The following is a 17681-nucleotide window of genomic DNA, read 5'->3' as shown; positions in this document are numbered from 1 at the left end:
TTTATTTTTGTGGGGTTTTATGGGGGTTGCTTAGAGTGGGCGCGCTCTCAGGGCTGATAGGGGCTTGTGGGGCTAGGGGGTTGGGGGTTTGCTGGGGGAATAAGGGGTTATCACCCAGGGGGTTTAGGGGGTTATTGGTTGGATTTTGGGGGACTAGGGGAGTAGCTTTGAGGGGGGAGTTTTTAGGGGTGCTATCTAGCACGCTGATATTATATTCTTTGTTGTAAAAATAGCCTAGAGCGATGGTATTTGCCAAAAATAAAAACCCCAAGAACATGGTTAATTTGGCCAAAAAGCTTGCCGGGCCCTTGGCCCCAAAAAGCGACTCATTGCTCCCACTATAAGCCCCTAGCCCAATGCTGGAACTCTTTTGCAACAACACCACAATGACAATCGCCACCGCCAAGACAATTTGCAAGACCAAGAACAGACCGCTCAACTCTAGTACTCCCAAAACATGATTAAATGGCTATTTTAGCAAAATTTTATTAAAATTGGGGCTTTAACAAGGGGCGGTATGTGTGGGATGGCGCGCCACTCTTTTAATCGGATGGCTCAAAGTTATGCTCTTTACTCCAGCGTGCAAAACCAAATCGTCAGCAGACTCTTAGCTGGTTTGGCGGGGCGTTTTTATGCACGGGTGTTGGATTTGGGCTGTGGGAGTGGTAATGTATTGCAACAATTACCCCATTTTAAAATCGCTGTGGGGGAGTTTGTGGGCTTGGATCGATCGGCTGAGATGTTGGAGCAACACCCTAAGCGCATGGAGGGGGTGGGGCATGTGCGCTTGGTGTGTGCGGATTTTGAACACAACACTTGGGGAACGTTTGATTTGGGCATTGCTTGTTCGTCCTTGCAGTGGGCGCACGATTTGGGGGGCGTGTGTAGGCACTTGGCGCAAAGTTGCCAGCAAGTCGCTTTGGCGATTCACACCAGTGCCAGTTTGCAAGAGGTGCATGCCTTTTTGGGCACGCATTCGCCCTTGAGGCAAAGAGAAGAGGTTTGCAACATTTTAGATCAAAGTTTTAAGGGGTTTGTAACCAAAATGTGGATGGAAAATTTTAGCCAAACTTTTAGCAAAAGAGAAGAGTTTTTAGACCAGCTCAAATTAGGGGGGTTGTTGGGTGGGGGGTTGCCCTTTAGCAAGGCCAAAGCCTTGAGGTGCAACGCCCCCTATGAATCTTTAAGCTACGAAGCCGTGTTTTTGGTGGGGGAAAAGCGGTGAAACGGGTATTTTCAGGGATACAGCCCACTGGGGGAGTGCACTTGGGGAATTATCTGGGGGCGATCAAGTATTGGGTAGATTTGCAAGATTGCTATGAGAATATTTTTTGCATTGTCAATTCCCATGCCATCACTTTGCCCCAAGACCCCGCCCTTTTAAAAGAGCAGAGCCTGCAGATGGCGGGCATGTTACTCGCCTGCGGGATTGATCCCAAGCGTTCGGCTTTGTTTGTGCAAAGCCAAATTAACGAGCATGGCGCACTCACTTGGTTATTAGATTGTGTGGCCAGCATGGGCGAACTTAGCCGCATGACCCAGTTTAAGGACAAGAGCGCACGGGCTGAGAGTGTTAGCGTGGGGTTATTTAATTATCCCGTGTTGATGGCGGCTGATATTTTGCTTTATCAGAGCGATGCTGTGCCCGTGGGGGAGGATCAAAAGCAACATTTGGAGCTAGCCCGCAATTTGGCAATCAAGTTTAACCGCGATTTTGGGGAGTGCTTTAAAGTGCCTGAGCCTTTGATCGCTAGCAGTGGGGCTAGGGTGATGGGCTTAGATGATCCGCTGGTCAAAATGAGCAAATCCCATAAGGGGGCTTTCCATGCGCTCTTTTTGCTCGATGCTCCCGATGTGATTGCCAAAAAGATCAAAAAAGCCACCACCGACTCACTAGGCACTTTGGTTTTTGACAAAGAACGCCCGGGGATTTACAATTTGTTGAGCATTTATGCCATTTTGAGCCAAAAGAGCCCTAGCCAAGTGGAATTAGAATTTGAAGGCAAGGGCTATGGGGTGTTTAAACAAGCCTTGATCGATTTATTAATCGCCACTCTAGCACCCATTCAAGAAAAATACGCCCAAATCCAAAACGATCCAGCCTATGTGCTAGGTATCCTTAAGGAAGGCTTAGAGCAAGTCCAGCCCATTGCCAAAAAAACCTACCAACGCGCCAAAAGCTTGATGGGGCTCTTGTGATTGCTTTTGTTTTAACTTTGCTTTCATCACTCGCCCTGAGTGCCACGCCCTTTATCTCTTTGGGCGATCCGGCCAAATACCAACATAACTTCACGCATTTTGATTATGCCAACCCCAACGCCCCTAAGGGCGGGACTTTAAGAAACTATGCTTTGGGGACTTTTGATAGCCTCAACCCCTTTGTGTTGAAGGGCACAAAGGCTAGCGGGCTAGAATTGGTCTATGACACTCTCTTGGTCCAAAGTTTGGATGAACCTTATGCTGAATACGCCCTAATTGCCAATGATATTCAGCTCGATCCACAAAACCGCTTTGTGATCTTTGGGATTGATCCGCACGCTCAATTTAGCGATGGGGTTAAAATCACCGCCCATGATGTCAAATACAGCTTTGATACACTCATGCAAAAGGGGAGTCCGGTTTTTAGGCAATACTATGGGGATGTGCAAGAAGCGGTAGTTTTAGATGATCGCCATGTCAAATTCAGCTTTAAAGACACCAAAAATCGCGAATTAGCTCTGATCTTAGGGCAACTCCAAATCATCCCCAAACATTTTTTTGAAAAACATGGGTTTGATAAAGACCCTTTGTTAGTGCCTGTCTCTAGCGGACCCTATGTGATTGAATCCTTTGCAGTGGGTAAGAAAATCACCTATAAGCGCAACAAACATTATTGGGCACAAAATCTCCCCGCTCAAAGGGGGCAGTATAATTTCGATCGCATCTCTTTTGACTACTATAAAGATGACTCGGTGGCGTTGCAAGCATTTTTGAGCGGGGCGTATGATTGGCGTTTTGAGAGTACCGCTAAGGTTTGGGCTAGGGGGTATGTGGGCAAGGGCATTGAGCAGGGCAGGATCATCAAAAAGCTTTTTAAACATGCCCTACCGGGTGGTATGCAAGGCTTTTTTATGAATACGCGACGAGCACTTTTTAAAGATGCGCGCGTACGCGAGGCGTTGTTTTATGCCTTTGATTTTGAATGGGCTAATCTCAACCTCTTTTTTTCCCAATACACCCGCACAAAAAGCTATTTTAGTAATTCAATCTTTGCCTCTAAGGGGCTACCAGAGGGGCAAGAGCTTAAGATTTTGGATCGCTACAAAAAGGCTTTAGAGGCTTATGACCCACGCATTTTCACCACGCCCTATTTAGTGCCCACCACTAATGGGGCGGACAAACTGGGGAGCAGTCGGCGTGAAAATCTCAAATACGCCCAAAAACTCCTAAAAGAAGCCGGTTTTGTGGTGCGCCATAACCAGCTCATTGATCCCAAGACTCAAAAACCCTTTATCTTTAGTATCTTACTCAATAACCAAGCTTTTGAACGCTTAGCCCTTGCCTACGCTAAAAATCTAAAGGTTTTGGGGATCACCATGCAGATCCAAAAGGTGGATTTGAGCCAATACACCAACCGGGTGAAAAAGTTTGACTATGACATGATCGTGGGGAATATCGGGCAGTCTTTGTTTCCGGGCAATGAACAACGCTACTACTGGGGGAGTGCCAGTGCCAAGCAAAATGGGAGCCGTAACTACGCAGGCATTGCTAACCCTATCATTGATGATCTGATTTCTCTAGTGATTAGTGCCAAAGATCGCACGAATCAAATTGCTGCCGTGCGGGCATTGGATCGCGTGTTGTTGTGGGGGTTTTATGTGATCCCGCATTTCCATTCCTCCAACTTTAGAATCGCCTACTGGGATAAAATTGGCATGTTAGCTAGCCCACCCTATGGATTCTCGCCCTATTTGTGGTGGGATCGAGAGCTTAAAGGTCCTTGATGTTTGCCTATATCCTCAAACGCCTTTTGCTCATTATTCCCACTTTGTGGGGCATCATCACGCTCAATTTTTTCATTATCCAAAGCGCGCCGGGCGGACCAGTCGAGCAGATGGTGGCTAAGATCAGCAATGCTGGCAACCAAGAGAGCAACAACACCTCGTTAAAACAGGTCAATGAGAGTGCCTACAAGGGCGCACAAGGGCTAGATAGCGCGCTGTATGCAGAGCTCACTAAGCTTTATGGCTTTGATAAACCCTTGTGGGAGCGCTATGTAACCATGCTCAAAAAATACTTCTTGTTTGATTTTGGGCAGAGTTTTTACCGCCAAATCAGCGTGATTGACTTGATAAAAGAAAAATTGCCCGTTTCGATCTCGCTAGGATTTTTCAGTACGCTATTAATTTACCTCATCTCCATTCCGCTAGGCATTTACAAGGCAAGGCATAACAACTCTAACTTTGACATTGCCAGCTCTGTGGCGGTGGTGGTCGCCAATGCCATCCCCTCCTTTTTATTTGCCATTATTCTGATTGTGCTCTTTGCTTCGGGCACTTATTGGCAGATTTTCCCGCTAAAGGGTTTGGTGAGCGATAATTTTGCAGATTTAGGCACGCTAGGTAAGATCAAAGATTATCTTTGGCATATCAGCTTGCCCGTTTTGTGCATGAGCATTGGGGGGTTTGCCACACTCACTCTATTAGTTAAAAATTCCTTTTTAGATGAGATGGGTAAGCTCTATTTGATCAGCGCGCGCGCTAAGGGAGCCAGTGAGGGGCGTATTTTTTATGGACATGTGTTTCGCAATGCGATGCTCTTAGTGATTGCGGGCTTTCCCAGTGCCTTTTTGGGCGTATTTTTTAGTGGGAGCTTGCTCATTGAGATCATTTTTAGCTTGGATGGGCTGGGTCTGTTAGGCTTTGATAGCATCGTCAATCGAGATTATCCAGTGGTCTTTGGATCGCTTTATATTTTTACTTTACTAGGTTTGGTGATTAATTTGGTGAGCGACTTGACTTATAGTCTTGTCGATCCGCGAATTGATTTTGACCGCCGTTAAAAGAAAGGGTTATGATGATGGGTTTAAAATCTAGCGTGCGTTTATATGGGTATGCGTTGTTGGTGTTATTGGTTTGTTTGGGCGTGTATGTGGGGGCGTTTATGCTGGCTGTGCGCTCCCATGGGAATTTTAATTTAGAACGCACCCTCCACGCTCTCCAAGAACAAAAGCCCCCCCTAGAACACAGCACCCAAGCCCCCCCCAAGCAAACCCCACCCAGCCCACCAGAAACTAAAGAAATCCCAAACACCCAAGCCACACCCCCAGCCCAGATAGCCCCCCAAACAGCACAAGAAGACCCCACCCCCCAAACTCCAAAACCCCTAGAAGCCCCTAAGCAGACTCAAGACTCCCCACCTCCCCAAATCTTTACCGTGAGTTTTAATGTGGTGAATGTGCGCGCACACCCTAACACGCAATCGCGCATCGTGGAAAAAATTTTCAAGGGGCAAGAGGTGCAAGTGCTAGAGATCAAGGAGGGTTGGGCGCGGATCAAAAAAGGCTGGGTGTTCTTGCACTTGCTCAAAAAGAGTTCTGAATGAAGCTTTTTGGGGTCTTTGGCAACCCAATTGCCCATTCTAAATCTCCCCTACTACACAATGCCACATTTTTAGCCCTAGAGCAGACTTTGGGCTTTAAGGGCAATTACCAACGCATTTTAATAACAAATGGCAATCTATTGGGGCAAACATTTTTAGAATTAGGGCTACAAGGGGCTAATATCACCTCCCCCTTTAAGCAGATAGCTTTCAGCTTAAGCGATGTGATCAAGGGACCCGCGCAAAACTTAGGGGCGATCAACACTTGGGTGTTTGAAAAAGGCAAGCTTGTGGGCTATAACACCGACATAGAGGGCTTTTATCTCCCCCTAAAAGAGCCTTTGAAGACCCTAAACAAATCCCCCGCCCAAATTACTGCCCTTATCTTAGGAGCTGGGGGGAGCGCGCGTGCGGTGGCGTGTGCTCTGTGCTCTGTAGGCATTTCTATTAGCGTGCTTAATCGCAGTCTAGCTAAACTGGACTTTTTCAAGGCCCAAGACATGCCATGTTTTACCCCCCACAATTTTAAACCTCAAAGCTACGATCTCATCATCAACACCACCACCGCCGGGTTTATGGATAATTCCTTGCCCCTAGACTCCGCACTTTTAACCCCACTCTTCAAACAAGCCCACATTGCCTACGATCTGATCTACCATAAATCCACACCCTTTTTGCAACTAGCGCGCCAACATGGCTTAATCACCCTAGATGGGAAAGCCATGCTTATCACCCAAGCCGCCTTGAGTTTTGCGCTCTTTTGCCACCACCAAGTGCCATTGGATCAAATTTTAAAAGCCATGTGGGGTGTCCTCAAATAACCTAATCATCTGATTCCTAAGTTGGGTGTGTTACTAAAAGTAATCTGATCTCCACCCACGCTCTAATAAAGTTGTGATTAACCAAAACTTAGGTGTCTTGTGCAATACTCCGAGAAATTTGGAGGTGACCATGCAAGAGGTCCATATCTATAGCGCAAAGCGAAGCCCTATTGGCTCATTTAATGGGAGTTTGTCTAGCGTGCCGGCCACAACTTTGGGGAGTGTGGTGGGCGCACAAGCCCTGAAGGCTAGCGGATTTGATCCTAGTCTGGTAGATACCTGCATTGTGGGCAATGTGATCAGTGCCGGGCTCAAGCAAGCCCCTGCTAGACAGGTCGCCCTGAACGCCAATTTGCCCAAATCTGTGGGTTGCTTTCTGATCAACGAAGCCTGCGGGTCGGGTCTAAGAGCGGTGATGTTGGGCGCAGATAGCATCGCCTTAGGGCGGGCTCAAGTGGCTTTAGTGGGGGGGATTGAAAACATGAGTTTGGCTCCCCATTTGCTCATGGGCAGCAGGGGGGGCTTTAAAATGGGGGATACAAAATTAGAAGACAGTTTGTTTAAAGATGGTTTGTTAGACGCCTACCAACACGCCTTAATGGGGGATTTTGCCGAAGGGTGCGCTAAAAACCACCGCTTGAGTCGTGAAGAGCAAGACGCTTTTGCCAAGCATAGCTATGAAAAAGCCCTTAAGGCACTTGAAACTAAGGCTTTTGATTCTGAAATCGTGCCCATTAGCGTTAAGAGCAAAAAGGGGGAGGTGCTGGTGAGCCTAGATGAGGAGCCAGGCAAGGTGGATTTTGCCAAGGGGTTAAAACTCAAACCGGCCTTTGATAAAGAGGGCACCATCACCGCCTTTAATGCGAGCAAGATTAGCGATGGGGCGAGCATGCTAGTCATTGCTAGCCAGGAGCTAGCCAAAGACACTTCTGCCAAATCCTTAGCCAAGATTGTAGATTACAATTCATTTAGCCATGATCCCCATCTCTTCCCCATTGCCCCCGCCCCAGCCATTCAAAAGCTTTTAGAGAAAAACCACAAACAAGCTAGCGACATTGATCTCTATGAGATCAGCGAGGCCTTTGCAGTGGTGGGGATTTTAACCCAAAGGGAGCTAGGGCTCAAGGACGCACAGGTCAATGTGCATGGCGGGGCGATCGCTTTGGGCCATCCTATTGGGGCTAGTGGGGCGCGTATTCTGACTACTTTAGTGCATGCCCTCCATACCCATGACAAACACTTGGGCGTGGCGTGTCTGTGCGTGGGCGGGGGCGAGGCGGTGGCCATGCTCATTGAGCGACTTTAAAAGAAGGGAAATGCATGAATAAGGTAGTGGGCAGTATTGAGGAGGCCATTGCGGGCGTGCAAGATGGCATGACCATCATGTTTGGGGGCTTTGGGCTGTGTGGCATTCCAGAAAACGCCATTTTAGCCCTCAGCAAAAGCGGGGTGAAAAACATCACCTGCATTTCTAATAACCCCGGGGTGGATGATTTTGGGCTGGGTCTGTTGGTCAAAAACAAGCAGATCAAAAAGATGATCGCTAGTTATGTGGGCGAAAACGCCACCTTTGAGCAACAATTCTTGGCCGGCGAAGTAGAAGTAGAATTTAATCCCCAAGGCACTTTGGCCGAGCGCATTAGAGCGGGGGGGGCGGGCATCCCGGGCTTTTATACCCCCACCGGGGTGGGCACCATCATCGCTGAGGGTAAGGAGCATAAAGAGTTTAACGGGCGCACTTATATTTTAGAAACCGCGCTCAAAGCGGATTTCGCCTTCATCAAAGCCCAAAAGGCGGATTCGTATGGCAATCTCATCTTCAATAAAACCGCCATGAATTTTAACCCCATGATGGCCAAAGCGGCCAAAGTGAGCGTGGTAGAGGTAGAAGAGATTGTAGAAATGGGCGCGCTAGATCCCAATTTCATCCATGTCCCCGGGGTGTATGTGGATCGCATTTTCAAGGGGAACTTTGAAAAGCGTATCGAACAACTCACCCTCAAAAAAGCATAGGAGCGAACATGGAAGCAGGCTGGAGTCGCGAGCAAATGGCGCAAAAAGCGGTAGAGGACATTAAAGACGGGTATTCTATCAATCTGGGCATTGGGATCCCTACTTTGGTGGCTGATTTCATCCCTAAGAATATCCGCGTGATGTTGCAAAGTGAAAATGGGATGCTTGGCATGGGGCCTTTTCCTACGCAAGAACAAGTTGATGCGGATTTGATCAACGCGGGCAAACAGACGATCACACAGGGCATGGGGGCGAGCTATTTTAGCTCGGCCGAGAGCTTTGCGATGATTAGGGGTCAGCACATTGACTTGACCATTCTAGGGGCGATGGAGGTCTCTGCACAAGGGGACTTGGCTAGCTGGATGGTGCCGGGCAAACTGGTTAAAGGCATGGGCGGGGCGATGGATCTGGTGGCGAGCGCGAAAAAAGTCATTGTGCTGATGCAACACACCGATAAAAAAGGTAATTGTAAGTTAGTTAAAGAGTGCTCATTGCCCCTAACAGGGCCTAAATGCGTCTCTAAGGTGATCACCAATTTAGGGGTGTTTGCCATTAAGGAAGGGAAGTTTATCCCCATAGAGTTGGCTCCGGGTGTAAATCATGCCCCACTCCCATAAATTTTAAGAAAGGACAATAATGAAGTATCTAGTCAATTTGGACAATGGCGGGACTCTCACAGACATTTGTGTGGTGCGTGGTTCAGAGGTGAGTTACACCAAGACTCTCACAACTCCGGTAGATCTGTCCGAGTGCTTTTTTAAAGGCATTACGCAAGCCAGCGAGGAGATTTATGGCAAGGATAGCTTGGCTAAGTTGTTGCACAACACCGATCTCATCCGCTACTCTTCCACGCAAGGGACAAATGCCCTAGTAGAACGCAAGGGACCCAAGTTGGGGCTTATTACCGATAACCACCAATTAGAAACAAACCTAACCGCCACGAAAAACCAACAAGATTTATTTAGCAGTTTGGTAGGCGATCGTCTATTTTTGTTAAACCATGTCAATGACGAGGGGATGGAGAGTGAGCTTGTTGCCGCTGTCAATACCTTGACCAACAAGGGAGCTGAACGGCTGGTGGTGGCCATCAAGGACCAGGAAGAGGAAAAATCTTTTAAACACACATTCTTGCTCCAATTCCCTAGACATTTGCTAGGCTCTGTGCCCGTGCTCTTTTCTTGGGAATTTACCCATGACACGAGTCGCACTAGGCGCATTTGGTCGGCCTTGCTCAATAGCTTTTTACACCCGACTATGGAGCGCTTTTTATACTCTGCCGAGCACCGCCTCAAAGCCCATAAAGTGAAAAACCCCTTGCTCATTTACCGCAATGACGGGGCTTCTTCGCGAGTGGCTAAATCTGTCGCGCTCAAAACCTACTCTTCGGGCCCTAGGGGGGGGATTGAGGGCACTAAGGCTTTAGCTAAAGCCTATGGCTTTAACCATGTCTTGATGGTGGATGTGGGGGGCACGACTTCAGATGTGGGCGAAGTGTATCAGCATAAGATCAAAACCGAGAGGCGCGGGTCTGTGGAGGGGATTCAAATTTCCTTTGAACTCAGCGATGTGAAATCTTTTGGCGTGGGCGGGGGTTCGATCTTGCGTGTAGATGATAGGGGTGTTATTACCGTGGGCCCAGATAGCGTGGGGGCCGCTCCCGGGCCAGCCTGCTTTGGCTTTGGGGGCACAGAAGCGACTATGACCGATATAAACGTGGCTCTGGGTATCATCGATCCAGACACCTATTTGAATGGGCAACAAAAACTAGACAAACAACGCGCCATTCAGGTGATCACCGAGAAAATTGCTAAGCCTTTGGGTGTGAGTTTGGAAAAAGCCCTTTTTGCCACCCAAGAAGCCTACGCCCAAAAATTAGCCACATGCCTGAGTGCACATGTGCAAAAAGACACGGTGTTAGCTGCCTTTGGGGGCGGGGGACCTATGAGCGCGTGCTTGGCCGCGCGCAAAGCGGGGATCAAGCGCGTGATCGTGCCCAAACTCGCCGCGGTGTTTTCGGCTTATGGAATCAGCTTTTCAGATGTGGCGCAAACTTTTGAGCGCGACATCACCGGTTTGAACAAGTCTGAAATTGAGGCGATTCAAGCCCAAATGCATGAGCAAGCAAGACGACACATGTTCCAAGAGGGTTATAATTGGAGCGAATGCAAACACGAATGGAAAGTGGTGGTAGAAAATGCCGATGGGTCTGAAGATCATGTTACTCACCTAGATGACACCGCCCAAATCAATGTGGATCAAAAGCGCATTTTGGCTTACCATGTGCGCTATGAACTCTCCCACCCTAGCTTACGCGCCAGTTTGCCTAACCCCAAGATGCATGCTAAAATGAATGGTAGTCGTGAGGTGTTACAAGAGGGGGGGAAACACCCAACCCCCATAGTGATCTTACTAGAGCAACAGGCTGGCGCACACATGGAGGGTCCAGCCATTGTGGAGGGTCCCTATTTCACCACAAGAGTGCCTGAGGGGTGGGGCTTACTTGTAACCGACAATGGTGATTTAATCTTAGAAGACAAAGCTTAAGGAGTAAAACATGCGCGTTCCAATGACCGAGTATTTGATGATTGATCTAAACAGCGAGAGGTGGCTGTGCCGTGTGTGTGGGCATGACTTTGGGGATGCTCGGGACACTTACAAAAAGGGCACGCTGATCTACGATCGCAACCCGGAGGAGATTCACCCCCCCATCTTAGACCCCAAACGCTACCAATACACCTTTTCTCCCGATCCCAAATTCTGCCGGATCTATGAATACTACTGCCCCACCTGCGGGACTCAGATTGAAACCGAGTATGTCCCCCCCCACTACCCCCCCACCATTGACATGCTTTGGGACATTGACGACCTCAAAAGGCGTTGGGAAGAAATTGGGAAGGATCCCGAAACTTCCATCCATTATGGACCGGGCGAGAACGCCCAAGCCGATTTGCGCGCCAAGTTTGATAAAAAGTAAGGAGCTGGCATGAAACGCATTTCTGTAGACATTGGCGGGACTTTCACGGATTGTTTCTTTGCGTGGGATGGGACTTATATTGAATCCAAATCCCTAACCACCCACCATAATTTGTCTTTGGGCTTTAACTCTGCTTTAGATAACGCTTGTAAAATGGCTGGGCTCACTAGAGAACAAGTGCTTAAAGAAGTGGATAGCGTGCGTTATGCGACCACTTTGGGCACAAATGCTTTGATTGAGGGCAAAGGTCCTAGAGTGGGCGCGATTGTTACGCATGGCTTTGAGGACACCATCCACCTATCAAGGGGTAAGGGCTATGGAGAGGGCTTGGATGTTACCGAACAGGGCAATATGCCCAACGCCCAGCGCCCTGACCCCATCGTGCCTAGACGCATGGTGCGCTCGGTTAAAGAGCGTGTGGATAGCGTGGGCGAGATTCTAGTGCCCTTGCAAAAAGAAGATGTTAGAAAGCAGGTGCGCGACTTGGTGGATAATGGGGCGCAAGCCATTGTGGTCGCGCTCACCAATGCTACTGAGAACCCCAGCCATGAGCAACTGGTGCTAGAGACCATCCTAGAGGAATACCCCGCCCACGAATTGGGGGCGATCCCGGTGATTTTGAGCTCGCAGGTTTCCGGGCGTAAGGGCGAATATGTACGCGCCAACACCACTATCATTGACGCGTTTTTGTATGAAATCATGTTCCATGCCCTAAGCCAGCTGAGCTCCAACCTGCGCGATAGCGGGTATGGCAAGCCCATGCTGGTGATTCACAATAGCGGGGGGATGGCACAGAGCAACTCCACCGATAGCTTGCAAACCATCCACTCCGGACCAGTGAGTGGGGTGAGCGCCTCCCAGCACCTTTCAGAGACCACAGATATTGGTAATGTGGTGTGTATGGACATGGGCGGGACTTCCTTTGACATTGGGATTTTGCCCAAAGGGGGAGTGAAGCACTACGACTTCCAGCCCGTGATTTGCCGTTGGCTAGTAACTCTGCCCATGATTCACCTCAACACTCTAGGGGCAGGGGGAGGATCGATTGCCACTTACGATCGCATCCACCAAGCCGTGAAAGTGGGTCCAGAAAGTGCGGGTTCAGATCCGGGGCCTGCATGTTATGATCGAGGCGGGCTCAATCCCACGGTTACCGATGCAGACTTGCTTTTGGGCTATTTGGATCCAGAGAATTATGCTAATGGGGTCATCAAGCTCAACCCTAAGCGATCTAAATTTGTCATTGAGGACAAGCTTTGCGATGCGCTGGATTTAGATGTCATTGAGGTGGCTAAGGTCATCAAGCGCACCGTGGATGAACAAATGGCAATTGGCATTGAAATGGAGCTTAGAAAGAATGGGGGCAATGTGGATGAATTTACCATGGTGGCTTATGGGGGCAATGGGCCCTTGCATGCCTGTGGAATTGCCTACCATGCGGGCATCAATAAGATTCTTTTCCCTCCCTTTGCCTCCGTCTTTTCGGCATTGGGGGCGGGCAATATGAAACCCTTGCATATCCATGAGAGGAGCGGTTATATCGTGCTTTACGAGCCCATTGAGCGCAAACTCTTTGATGAATACGAGCGCATGAACGAGTACATTGAGGAACTAGAAAGACGGGGTAAGGAGGACTTGCGCCGTCAGGGCTATGACATCTCTGGCGTGCAACACCGCTTAGAGCATGGATATGCGCTATGGCAACCAACGCGTTACGACCTCTGTGGTGCTAGACATCAACCGCTTTAACCATGTGGGCGATGTCTTGCGCGCGATTCGCACCTTCTCAGATGTCTATGCTAAACGCTATGGCAAGGGAGTGGAGGCTCCCGAGGCGGGCGTGCGCGTGCAAACCGTGCGCGTGGCGACCTTCATTGAAACCGATGTGGTGCATTTTAAAGAACTCTACACCGATCACAAGCGCACAATTCCTAGTGCTAAGAGCCACCGCAAGGTGTATTTCGTGGATGAGAAAGAGCCCATTGAAACCCCCATTTATGATGAAAGCGTGTTGAACGCCAATTATGTCATCCACGGCCCTGCCATCATCACCACCAAAAGCACCACCTATTTAATTGAGAAAAACTGGCGTGTGGAACCCACACCTCAAGGTGCTGCTTGGCTTTTAAAAGACGGAGTAGATTCTAAATAAGGAGAGAACATGCAAAACCAAGGAACCCATGTAGAAGCCCACAAACACCCCCATGCCCACAGCCACCATGGCGGGCACACCCATAAAAAAGAATTGAGTGCCGAAGAACAGGCATGGGTGGATGATTTTATGAATGAAACCACGCTGTTTTTAGGTCCTGATCCAGCGATCATGCGTCACCACTCCATTGCAAAGCGCACCCCCCTAGAAGATGAAGTGCTTAAAAAAGGGGGCAATCCCTTGCTTTACGATCGGATTCGCCGTCGCCTCAGTGGCTCTTTAGATGAAGCCTTTGAGATGTGTGAGAGCATGGGGGCAGCCCCGGGGGCCAAGTGGGCGGATTTATCCGTAGCGGTCTATACAGCAAGCGGGGATGTGTGCTACATGTCTAATCGCGGGGTGATCGCCTTTGCGGCTGTCTTGCACCACCCCATCCGCTATATCATGAAATATTGGAAAGACGAACCAACCGTGGGCATCCACGAGGGCGATGGCTTTTTCCACAATGACGCGCGCTTTGGGTGCGTGCACAACACGGATCAATCCATGCTCACCCCGGTGATTAGAAATGGTGAGATCATCGCTTGGGTGGGCGCGACCATTCACGAGGGCGAAAATGGGGCGTGTGAGCCCGGGGGGATGCCTTCAGGCTCAGAAACCCCCTTTGATGATGGTCTGCGCGGGAGTCCGATGAAGATCGTCGAGCGGGGCAAATTGCGCCGCGACTTGCTCACCTTTTTGCAGCACTCCACGCGCGATCCAAAGCTGATGCTGGCTGACATTAAGGTCAAAATGGGGGCGGTGCGCCGAGTCATGGACATTGTGGATCGCATGATCGATGAATACGGAATTGACGCTTTCGTAGGGGCAATCCGCATGACTGTGGAGGATGTGGAAAATGAAGTGCGCCGGCGCATCGCTGCTATGCCCGATGGCATGGTTACAGTCGAGCAATTTGTCGACTCTACCCTCAAAGAGAACATTCTCATCAAATTTGCTTGCAAGATTACGGTCAAGGGCGATCATATGACCGTGGATTTAAGAGGCTCGGGCAAAGAGATCATCAACCGCGCCATCAATTCGCCCCTAGCTTCTACCAAGGCCTTTTTCGCCCAAGCGATCTTAAACCACTGGTGGCCCGACTTGCCCCGCTCCACAGGCGCGCTCTCTCCCATTGAGATCATCTCAGATGAAGGCACTTGGGGGGATTGTTCTTATGACGCGCCCAATGGGCAAAACTTGCAAGCTTCTTTTAGGGCGTTTAGCGCTCTGCAAATCGCTTATGCTAAATTGCAATTCTCCATGCACACCAAGTACGCCAATGTCCTAGCCCCTTGGTTTAACCAAATCAACGACTTTTTATGGGGCGGGGAAACCCAACATGGCGAACAGGTGGGCAATCTCTGCGCGGATTTGAATGGCATGGGCGGGGGGGCAAAAGCCTTTAGAGATGGCGAAGACGCGGTTGCGCCCCTATTTTGCGCGATGGCAGACATTGGCGAACAAGAGGTGATGGAAGAAGAAGTGCCCTTTTTGCAATTAGTCAGCAAGCGCGTGGTGCGCGATAACCAAGGCTTTGGCAAGTACCGCGGAGGGATGGGCTATGAGATGATCGTAGCTGCGCGCAACACCCCGGAATGGGGCTTTATGACCGTAACCTCTGGGGCGAAGTTTTCTAGTGTCCCCGGACTCTTTGGGGGCTATGGGTGTGCGACTTACCCCCTAGCGATGGTCAAGGGGATCAACATCTTTGAGATCATCAAAAAGAACCCTGAAGAGTTTGATCTCTCGATGGAGCGCGTGATGAATGAACGCCCCTTTAAGGGCGGGGTTTATACCACTTACCACATGGGCTTGCAATTTGACCGCTCCCAAGAGGGCGAGTTGTATATGATTGCCCAAGGCTGTGGGGGCGGTTATGGGGATGTGCTGGAGCGCGACCCCGAGCTGGTCATGGAGGATTTGCAAATTGGGCGCATCTCTGAACATGTCGCCTCCAACATCTATAAGGTGGTGTGGGATAAAGAAACCTTTGTGGTGGATGAGGAAGCCACCGCCAAGTTGCGCGCCAATGAGCGCAAAGCCCGCCTCAAAAGAGGCTTGCCCTATGATGAGTTTGTCAAAAAGCATGTCAAGGACGAGCCACCCAAAGACCTTTACTATTATGGCTCTTGGGGCGAGGAAAACCCTGAGGAGTTGATCGCCACCGTGTGGGATCACCATGGCCCCAAACGAGTCAAAGGCAAACTCAAAGACATTCCGTTGGTGGTGATGCCCAACCGCCATGTGGTCAAGATCGCCCAGCTAGAAAAACGCGTGGAGGAATTAGAGATCAAGTACGAGGGTGGCATTAGACCTAAGTTGGTGTGAGATCAGAGAGGGGGAATTTTTGCTATAATCCCGCATTCTATCCAAAGGCAGAACATGTTGAATTCCCTCAAGGCTATCTTAAATAACCCCAATCCTACACAAACCAAGATCATCATGGATGCGCGGGCTTACGCCCACAAGGTGTTGATGCAAAACAAACCTTATCCATGGCATGACGCTACGCTGTACAGCAACTACATGAAGCAGGTGCATTCCTTGTTGCAAGCCGACGTGTTAGTGTTGCGCTTTGATAAAATGCTTGAAGAAGAGTTGAAAAATAACCGTGATTTGGTCGCCAAAATGGGCGAAAAACAACGCAGTGGTTATGCTTTAAAAGTTTTCATGGCAGATGAGGGACTCAAAGAGATCACCAGCTCCCTCATCAATACCGCCACAAACACCTTACATATCAGCATCATGACCCAACTCCCCTCTCCCTTAGCTTTGTTGCAAATGACGGCACGGGCAGTGGGCAAAGATCAGGATTTTGACGATGACTTGATTGAGAATGCCGGGATTTATTATGCCGACTGGTTGCGGTCCTATAAAGACTCTAAGGTAACAGGATTGCTCTTTGATGAGCGCGATCACACCCTTAAGCCCCAACACTACCAGCCTATCATTAACACCGCTAGTAACTATGATTGGGTAGTGGGCTTTAGGCGTGCCAGCGTGCTAGAGTTTATGGGTTATACCCAGTCCATCCCCATCTTAGATTCTACATTCTGGCTTGGAGAAGAGAGTGCTCCCTCCCCAGCCCCTCTCTTTTTTACAGAAATCCATCAGGATGCCACGCCTGAAAAGGTGCTTGAAAAACTCCATCAATTTTAATGTGTTTGGGTAGTTAAGCTAAAGGATTAGCCAAGAACTTTAGTTGGCAATCTGATTATGGAGTTGTGTGTTGTTTGGGGCTAAAGTCTTCACTCTCCACCACTAAGGCATTGTCATTAGAATATAGTCTAGTTGTGCGCCAATACTCTCTCTAGGCGCAATCACCACCCCTCTTAGCGTGTTGTTGATTTTGCTAACATCTCCCTTACAATACTCTAATTTCTCTTGGATACTCTCTAGGCTTTTTAACGTGTTGCTAGTTTCTGTGGTGCTTGAGCCCCCCTTTAAGCCCCTCTAAGAGTTGCTTAAAGCCTGCTTCTTGCTCTTGGGCTTTGGTGTAAATCCACTTGGCTTGATTTTTAAGTTCTGGGATACTTAAGGGGCTTGTTTGAGGGGTTGTGCTAAAATCGTCCTGGTTGGGTAAGAGAACATCATCGGCCTTTGGTTGCTCTGACACCGACTTACCCGTAAAGCTCGCATCGTCTCTGGTCTGCGCGCTCTCCAACGCTGTAAATCCCTCCTTGCTTCTTCTGTCTCTAAAACTTGTGAGAACAAACTTGTTATTCTCCCTCTCTTGCCCCAAACAACCACATCTGTAGGCGTAACAAGCTTGATTTTATTTTCTAATTCTTTGTAAAACTTCGCTTCTTGCACTATTCTAGGCAAATCATGGATAGACTCTAAAGCCTGTTGCTCTCCGTATTGCTGTGTCCTTCTCTCTAGGATGTGCGCTAGTCCTTTTTTAGAATCCCCCACACCAAATCAATATGAGAACTTTTAAATCCTCCACAACCCGCATGTGGCTAAATTGCCAAGCATGAAGCTCTTTGTAGGTTTCGCTAATGTGTAGAGTCTTACCACTTTCTAGGGGCTTGCTATAGTGTATTTCATCACCAAAAATGGTGCGTTTGGCTGTAGATAAGTGGCTGGTATAGTTGAG

General features: G+C 49.1%; 16 protein-coding genes and 1 pseudogene. 15 read left to right on the top strand and 2 right to left on the bottom strand.

What is annotated here, in order from left to right:
* Positions 1-22: 22 nt before the first annotated feature.
* A pseudogene (gene secG, locus FNE76_RS00860) lies at positions 23-439 on the bottom strand (preprotein translocase subunit SecG); the annotation flags it as partial.
* A 78-nt stretch (positions 440-517) separates the two neighbouring features.
* On the opposite strand from secG, the gene FNE76_RS00855 reads away from it, so the two are divergent.
* From FNE76_RS00855 to FNE76_RS00790, 15 genes are all read left to right on the top strand, one after another.
* The gene (locus FNE76_RS00855) at positions 518-1225 is read left to right on the top strand and encodes a methyltransferase domain-containing protein (protein WP_120948136.1); all 708 of its coding nucleotides are present in this window, start codon (positions 518-520) and stop codon (positions 1223-1225) included.
* Positions 1222-2199 carry a tryptophan--tRNA ligase gene (gene trpS, locus FNE76_RS00850; RefSeq protein ID WP_143928330.1) on the top strand — a complete coding sequence of 326 codons (978 nt, stop codon included), beginning with the start codon at positions 1222-1224 and terminating at the stop codon, positions 2197-2199. The genes FNE76_RS00855 and trpS overlap by 4 nt, the downstream gene beginning before the upstream one ends.
* Entirely contained in the window at positions 2196-3983 is a 1788-nt protein-coding gene (locus tag FNE76_RS00845; RefSeq protein ID WP_185962945.1) for an extracellular solute-binding protein, read from the top strand. The genes trpS and FNE76_RS00845 overlap by 4 nt, the downstream gene beginning before the upstream one ends.
* Entirely contained in the window at positions 3983-5041 is a 1059-nt protein-coding gene (locus tag FNE76_RS00840; RefSeq protein WP_120948134.1) for a microcin C ABC transporter permease YejB, read from the top strand. Before FNE76_RS00845 ends, FNE76_RS00840 begins: the two co-directional genes overlap by 1 nt.
* Before the next feature lie 14 nt (positions 5042-5055).
* Complete coding sequence (locus tag FNE76_RS00835) at positions 5056-5583, top strand: SH3 domain-containing protein (RefSeq protein ID WP_162983242.1); 528 nt, start codon at positions 5056-5058, stop codon at positions 5581-5583.
* Positions 5580-6401, top strand: coding sequence for a shikimate dehydrogenase (locus FNE76_RS00830; protein WP_120948131.1), 822 nt, complete (start codon positions 5580-5582; stop codon positions 6399-6401). The genes FNE76_RS00835 and FNE76_RS00830 overlap by 4 nt, the downstream gene beginning before the upstream one ends.
* A gap of 130 nt (positions 6402-6531) precedes the next feature.
* On the top strand, positions 6532-7707 hold the full coding sequence (locus FNE76_RS00825) for a thiolase family protein (protein ID WP_120948130.1): 1176 nt from the start codon (positions 6532-6534) through the stop codon (positions 7705-7707).
* Positions 7708-7721: 14 nt separating this feature from the next.
* Positions 7722-8414: a CoA transferase subunit A gene (locus FNE76_RS00820; RefSeq protein ID WP_120948129.1), complete on the top strand. Its 693-nt coding sequence runs from the start codon at positions 7722-7724 to the stop codon at positions 8412-8414.
* Positions 8415-8422: 8 nt separating this feature from the next.
* Positions 8423-9031 (top strand): 3-oxoacid CoA-transferase subunit B, encoded by a 609-nt coding sequence (locus tag FNE76_RS00815; RefSeq protein ID WP_120948128.1) that lies wholly within the window; start codon positions 8423-8425, stop codon positions 9029-9031.
* 19 nt (positions 9032-9050) lie between these two features.
* Positions 9051-10958 (top strand): hydantoinase/oxoprolinase family protein, encoded by a 1908-nt coding sequence (locus tag FNE76_RS00810; protein WP_143928329.1) that lies wholly within the window; start codon positions 9051-9053, stop codon positions 10956-10958.
* A gap of 10 nt (positions 10959-10968) precedes the next feature.
* Positions 10969-11388 carry an acetone carboxylase subunit gamma gene (locus tag FNE76_RS00805; RefSeq protein WP_120948127.1) on the top strand — a complete coding sequence of 140 codons (420 nt, stop codon included), beginning with the start codon at positions 10969-10971 and terminating at the stop codon, positions 11386-11388.
* 9 nt (positions 11389-11397) lie between these two features.
* Positions 11398-13137, top strand: a complete 1740-nt coding sequence (locus tag FNE76_RS00800; protein ID WP_235895350.1) for a hydantoinase/oxoprolinase family protein — start codon at positions 11398-11400, stop codon at positions 13135-13137.
* Positions 13079-13540, top strand: a complete 462-nt coding sequence (locus tag FNE76_RS08470; RefSeq protein ID WP_235895349.1) for a hydantoinase/oxoprolinase family protein — start codon at positions 13079-13081, stop codon at positions 13538-13540. The genes FNE76_RS00800 and FNE76_RS08470 overlap by 59 nt, the downstream gene beginning before the upstream one ends.
* 9 nt (positions 13541-13549) lie before the next feature.
* The gene (locus FNE76_RS00795; RefSeq protein ID WP_205585516.1) at positions 13550-15910 is read left to right on the top strand and encodes a hydantoinase B/oxoprolinase family protein; all 2361 of its coding nucleotides are present in this window, start codon (positions 13550-13552) and stop codon (positions 15908-15910) included.
* Positions 15911-15964: 54 nt separating this feature from the next.
* Positions 15965-16741, top strand: coding sequence for a hypothetical protein (locus FNE76_RS00790; protein ID WP_120948125.1), 777 nt, complete (start codon positions 15965-15967; stop codon positions 16739-16741).
* Between the two features lie 256 nt (positions 16742-16997).
* Here the strand turns inward: FNE76_RS00790 and FNE76_RS00785 are convergent, their stop codons facing one another.
* Positions 16998-17246 (bottom strand): hypothetical protein, encoded by a 249-nt coding sequence (locus FNE76_RS00785; RefSeq protein ID WP_120948124.1) that lies wholly within the window; start codon positions 17244-17246, stop codon positions 16998-17000.
* Between the last annotated feature and the right edge of the window lie 435 nt (positions 17247-17681).

The sequence above is a fragment of the Helicobacter mehlei genome (assembly GCF_007280785.1).
GTDB classification, from domain to species: domain Bacteria; phylum Campylobacterota; class Campylobacteria; order Campylobacterales; family Helicobacteraceae; genus Helicobacter; species Helicobacter mehlei.
This window is presented reverse-complemented; position numbering and strand designations above follow the sequence as displayed.